The sequence below is a fragment of the Kineococcus aridisoli genome, assembly GCF_050871885.1.
Lineage (GTDB): Bacteria > Actinomycetota > Actinomycetes > Actinomycetales > Kineococcaceae > Kineococcus.
Genome location: NZ_JBJLSF010000159.1, coordinates 1 through 3913, shown reverse-complemented (window position 1 = coordinate 3913; position 3913 = coordinate 1). Strand labels below are relative to the sequence as shown.

The following is a 3913-nucleotide window of genomic DNA, read 5'->3' as shown; positions in this document are numbered from 1 at the left end:
CGAGGACATCTGGTCCCCGGCGGCGGCCACGGTGGCGATGTTGGCGCTGATCTCCTCGGTGGCCGCGGAGACCACCTGCGCCTGGGTGGCTGCTTCCTCGGCGCCACTGGAGAGCTGGGTGGCCACGCTGGTCAGCTCCTCGGAGGAGGAGGCCAGCGTGCCGGCGTTCCCGGCGATGCGGCGCATGGTGGCGGCCAGGCGCTCCATGGTGGCATCCACCGCACCGGCCAGCTGCCCGACCTCATCGCCGGTGCTGATGCCCACCCGCTGGTCCAGGCGGCCTTCGGCCAGGCCCTGGACCACGTGCAGGGTGCGCGCCAGCGGCCGGGTGATCGAGCGGGTCACCAGCGGCGCGAGGACCGTCGACAGCACCACCGCCAGCACCGTGGCCACCAGCACGGCGGCCTTCAGGCGGGTTTCGCGGGCGGCGGCCAGCTCCTGCTGCTGCCCGGCGCGGGCATCGACGCTGTCTGCCAGCTGCTCGGTGCTGTCCAGCAGCGCCCTCCACGAGGCGTCCAGCGGTCCGTTGAGCGTGGCGTAGGCGGCTTCCAGCGACTGCGGGCTGCCTTCGCGCACCTGCTCGACGTAGGTGTCGGTGACGGTGAAGTAGTCCGCCCACTGCGTGCGCAGCTGCTGCAGCACCTGTCGCTCGTCGGCGGTCAGGACTGCTTCGTCGAAGCCGGCCAGCAGCGCATCCCCTGCCTGGCGGTCGGCCTCCAGGCCGCTGATGTTGGCGCCGGCGGGGTCGACGGCCGTGGCCGGGCTCTCGGCTTCGGCTTGGGCGTACAGCCAGCCCTGCCAGCCGCTGACGTCGGCGTTGTAGTAGCGCATCTGCTGTACCTGGCGGGCCACCGCGTCCAGGCGCTGCAGGTGCTCGGAGGTGCCGCCCTGCTGGTGCAGCGCCCAGGCGCCCAGCCCACCGGCCACGCCCACGCAGGTGGCCACGGTCGCGAACCCTAGACCCAGGCGCCGGCCCACCGAGGCGCTCCGGCCGGCGGTCGGACCGGCGCCTGCGCGCCCGCCCTCGCGGTGGGGCACGATCGGCGGGGGACTGGGGTGAGCGGGCACCGCCCTCCATCGACCGCTGCGCCGGCTGCCTTGAGCGCCGGCCGGGATCGGGGTGGTGCGGTGAGAGCGGTTGCGGCGCTGCGGGGGCAGCTGCCCGGGAGCGGGTGACCGGGGAGCGGGTGACCGGTCGCGTGTGCTCCGCCGATGCGGTCGTCGACGGCCTCAGCGCCGCCGGTGCGCTGGTGCGAACGGGGCACGCCCCCTCCACTCGGGGCGGGAGGCGTCCGATGGACGAGGACGGCGAACGTCCCGGAGGTCGCCACCCGGCCCGTCGAGGAGGACGCACGAGGATGCTCACCGCGGAGGACACGAGCACCGCAGGCCCGGACCGCTACCCCGTGTCCGCGGTGACGCTCGAGCACGCCCGCACCGCCCTGGCGCGGGTCCACCCCGCCACCGCGCAGCGGGTGTGGGCGGACCTGCTGACCGCGGCCGGCCTCAGCGGCCGCGAGAGCGACCGCGCCGCCCTGGAACGGCTGCTCGAGGCCATGTCCGCCTCCGAGGACGCGGTCACGGTCGTCTGCGCCCGCGCCCTGCGGATCCGCCTCACCACGTTCGACCGGCTCGTGGCCGCACGCGCGGTGCGCGCCGCCCTCTCCCGCACCGAGGAGCTCACCCGATGATCGACCACAGCGCCGCGCTGGCCGACCCCGCCCGGCTGGCCGCGCTGGCCGCCTACGACCTGGACGACCCCCGGCTGCGCACCCGCCTGGACGCCCTGGCCGCCCGCACCGCCGAGGCCGTGGGCGCGCCCGTCGGCCTGGTCTCCCTCGTGCTGGACTCCGCCCAGCACCTGGCCGGCTCCTCGGGCCTGACCGGATGGATGGCCGAGACCGGCGGCACCCCCGTCGAGTGGTCCTTCTGCGCCAACGCCGTCGTCGAGGACCGCCCCTACGTGGTGCAGGACGCGAGCACCGACCCCCTGCAGCACGACAACCCCCTGGTCACCCACGACGGCATCGCCAGCTACGCGGGAGTTCCGCTGCGCACCCGTGACGGGCACGTCCTGGGCGCCCAGTGCGTCCTGGACACCGCTGCGCACCGCTTCGGCCCTGAGGAGATCGCCGTTCTGGAAGCGGCTGCGGCTCAGGCGGTGGCGATCCTGGACGAGCACCGCACGGGCGCCTGACCCGCCCGGCCGGATCCCCGCTCGGGCGGGTCGGGGGGTGCCGGCCTCAAGCCCTCGTCGGGCCCGGTCGATGCTCGGGCGGGGGTTCCCGGGCGGGAGCCCTCCGCGCGCCCGGCCACGGGCTGGGCGCACCGACGTAAGGGAGACGGACTCGAGCATGTGGAAGCACCTGCCCCGCGGTGGGGTCCTCACCGCCGAGGTGTTCACCGCCCGCCACCGGGTGCTGCGCGTCGCCCTGTGGCTGCAGTCCCTCGTGCTCGCGGTCATCCTCCTCGTGCAGGCCCAGGGGCACGGCGGCCACCACGGCGGCCAGGGCCACGACCAGTCCACCCTGTGGGCCTCCTACGGCCTGTCCCTCGCGTGCGTCGTGCTCGACCTGGCCTGGCGGGCGGAGCGGGTGCGGGCGTTGGCGGTCAGCCTCGGGCTGCTGCTGGGCTGCGACGTGACGCTGCACGCGTTCGGCGGGCGCACCGACCTGCACCTGCAGTTCTTCGTCGTCGTCGCCGCCATCTCCCTCTACCAGTCGTGGGGTCCGCTGCTGCTGGCCGTCGGGTTCGTCGGGGTCCACCACTTCCTCATGAGCCGCATCGCTCCCCAGGCGGTGTTCTCCGACCCCGCCGCCGCGGCCGACCCGCTGCCGTGGGCGCTGCTGCACGCCGGCTACATCCTCGCCCAGGTCGTGGTCCTCATGGCGTTGTGGGCCAGCAGCGAGCGGGCGCGGCGCAACGAGCTCGCCGCGCTGCGGCAGGTGCAGCGGGAATCCGCGGAACAGGCGCGGGCGCGCGCCGAGGTGCTGGAGACGCAGATGCTCGCCGCGGTCCACGACGTCGAGCAGGCCCAGCTGCAGGCGGCCCTGGCCGACGAGCTGAGCGCGACGGTCGAGGAGCTGTCGGCCGCCGGGCGCTCCATCGTGTGCACCACGACCCGCACGCAGGAGGTCATGGCGGGCTTCATGGAGACCGCCGTGGGCATCGAGCAGTCCGTGGAGCAGTCGCAGAGCACGTGGGCCAGCGCGCAGGACCGGGCGGCCGCCACCGCCCGCACCATCGCCACGCTGACCGAGACCTCCGCGGACATCGCCGACATCGCCTCCGGCATCGACGCGGTGGCCAAGCAGACGAACCTGCTGGCGCTGAACGCCACCATCGAGGCCGCCCGCGCCGGCGAGGCCGGGCGGGGCTTCGCCGTCGTCGCCGAGGAGGTCAAGCAGCTGGCCGGGCAGGTCTCGGAGTCCACCCACCGCATCGCCCAGGTCGTCGGCCTCATCGACCGCAGCGCCGACGACGCCCGCTCGGCCGTGCAGGAGATCGACATCGTCCTGCAGCAGGCGCACCAGGCCCAGGAGGCCGTGAGCACCGCCCTGCGGATGCAGACGGCCGCCGCCGTCGAGGCCCACCAGGCGATCTCCACCCTCGGCGACGACGCCCGGGCCATCGCGCGCGGTGCGGCGGCGGTCTAGGGCGCACCCGACGCAGCCGGTCGCGCCCGGCGAACCCGGACCGCCCCGGCGGAGCTCAGCGCGGTGCCGCTGGTGGGGTGGAGGGCACCCAGGCCGGGCCCGCGTCGTCGGGACGGGGGCGGTCCTGGGAGTGCAGGCGCACCGCGACCAGGGCCACATCGTCCTCGGCGCGCTCGGGCAGCAGGCGCGCCAGCACACCGTCGCACAACTGCTCCAGGCCCTGCCCGGCCAGCTCACCCATCACCTGGCGCAGGGCC

The 3913-nt window shown here is 75.2% G+C and carries 4 protein-coding genes and 1 pseudogene; 3 read left to right on the top strand and 2 right to left on the bottom strand.

Annotated elements, in window-relative coordinates; genetic code table 11:
* Nucleotides 1-945, bottom strand: a 945-nt coding sequence (locus ACRYM2_RS22910) for a HAMP domain-containing protein (RefSeq protein ID WP_432524996.1), incomplete at its 3' end; no start/stop codon positions are given.
* Nucleotides 946-1358: 413 nt separating this feature from the next.
* On the opposite strand from ACRYM2_RS22910, the gene ACRYM2_RS22905 reads away from it, so the two are divergent.
* The 3 genes from ACRYM2_RS22905 (at nucleotide 1359) to ACRYM2_RS22895 (ending at nucleotide 3656) form a co-directional block, all read left to right on the top strand.
* Entirely contained in the window at nucleotides 1359-1691 is a 333-nt protein-coding gene (locus ACRYM2_RS22905; protein ID WP_432524995.1) for a hypothetical protein, read from the top strand.
* A complete protein-coding gene (locus ACRYM2_RS22900) occupies nucleotides 1688-2197 on the top strand; it encodes a GAF domain-containing protein (RefSeq protein ID WP_432524994.1) in 510 nt (169 codons plus the stop codon). Before ACRYM2_RS22905 ends, ACRYM2_RS22900 begins: the two co-directional genes overlap by 4 nt.
* Before the next feature lie 157 nt (nucleotides 2198-2354).
* On the top strand, nucleotides 2355-3656 hold the full coding sequence (locus ACRYM2_RS22895) for a methyl-accepting chemotaxis protein (protein ID WP_432524993.1): 1302 nt from the start codon (nucleotides 2355-2357) through the stop codon (nucleotides 3654-3656).
* A 55-nt stretch (nucleotides 3657-3711) separates the two neighbouring features.
* Here ACRYM2_RS22895 and ACRYM2_RS22890 read toward each other — a convergent pair.
* A pseudogene (locus ACRYM2_RS22890) lies at nucleotides 3712-3913 on the bottom strand (hypothetical protein); the annotation flags it as partial.

Coding starts and splice junctions, on each gene's coding strand:
- ACRYM2_RS22905 (WP_432524995.1), top strand. CDS start 1,359: ATGCTCACCGCGGAGGACACGAGCACCGCAGGCCCGGACCGCTACCCC.
- ACRYM2_RS22900 (WP_432524994.1), top strand. CDS start 1,688: ATGATCGACCACAGCGCCGCGCTGGCCGACCCCGCCCGGCTGGCCGCG.
- ACRYM2_RS22895 (WP_432524993.1), top strand. CDS start 2,355: ATGTGGAAGCACCTGCCCCGCGGTGGGGTCCTCACCGCCGAGGTGTTC.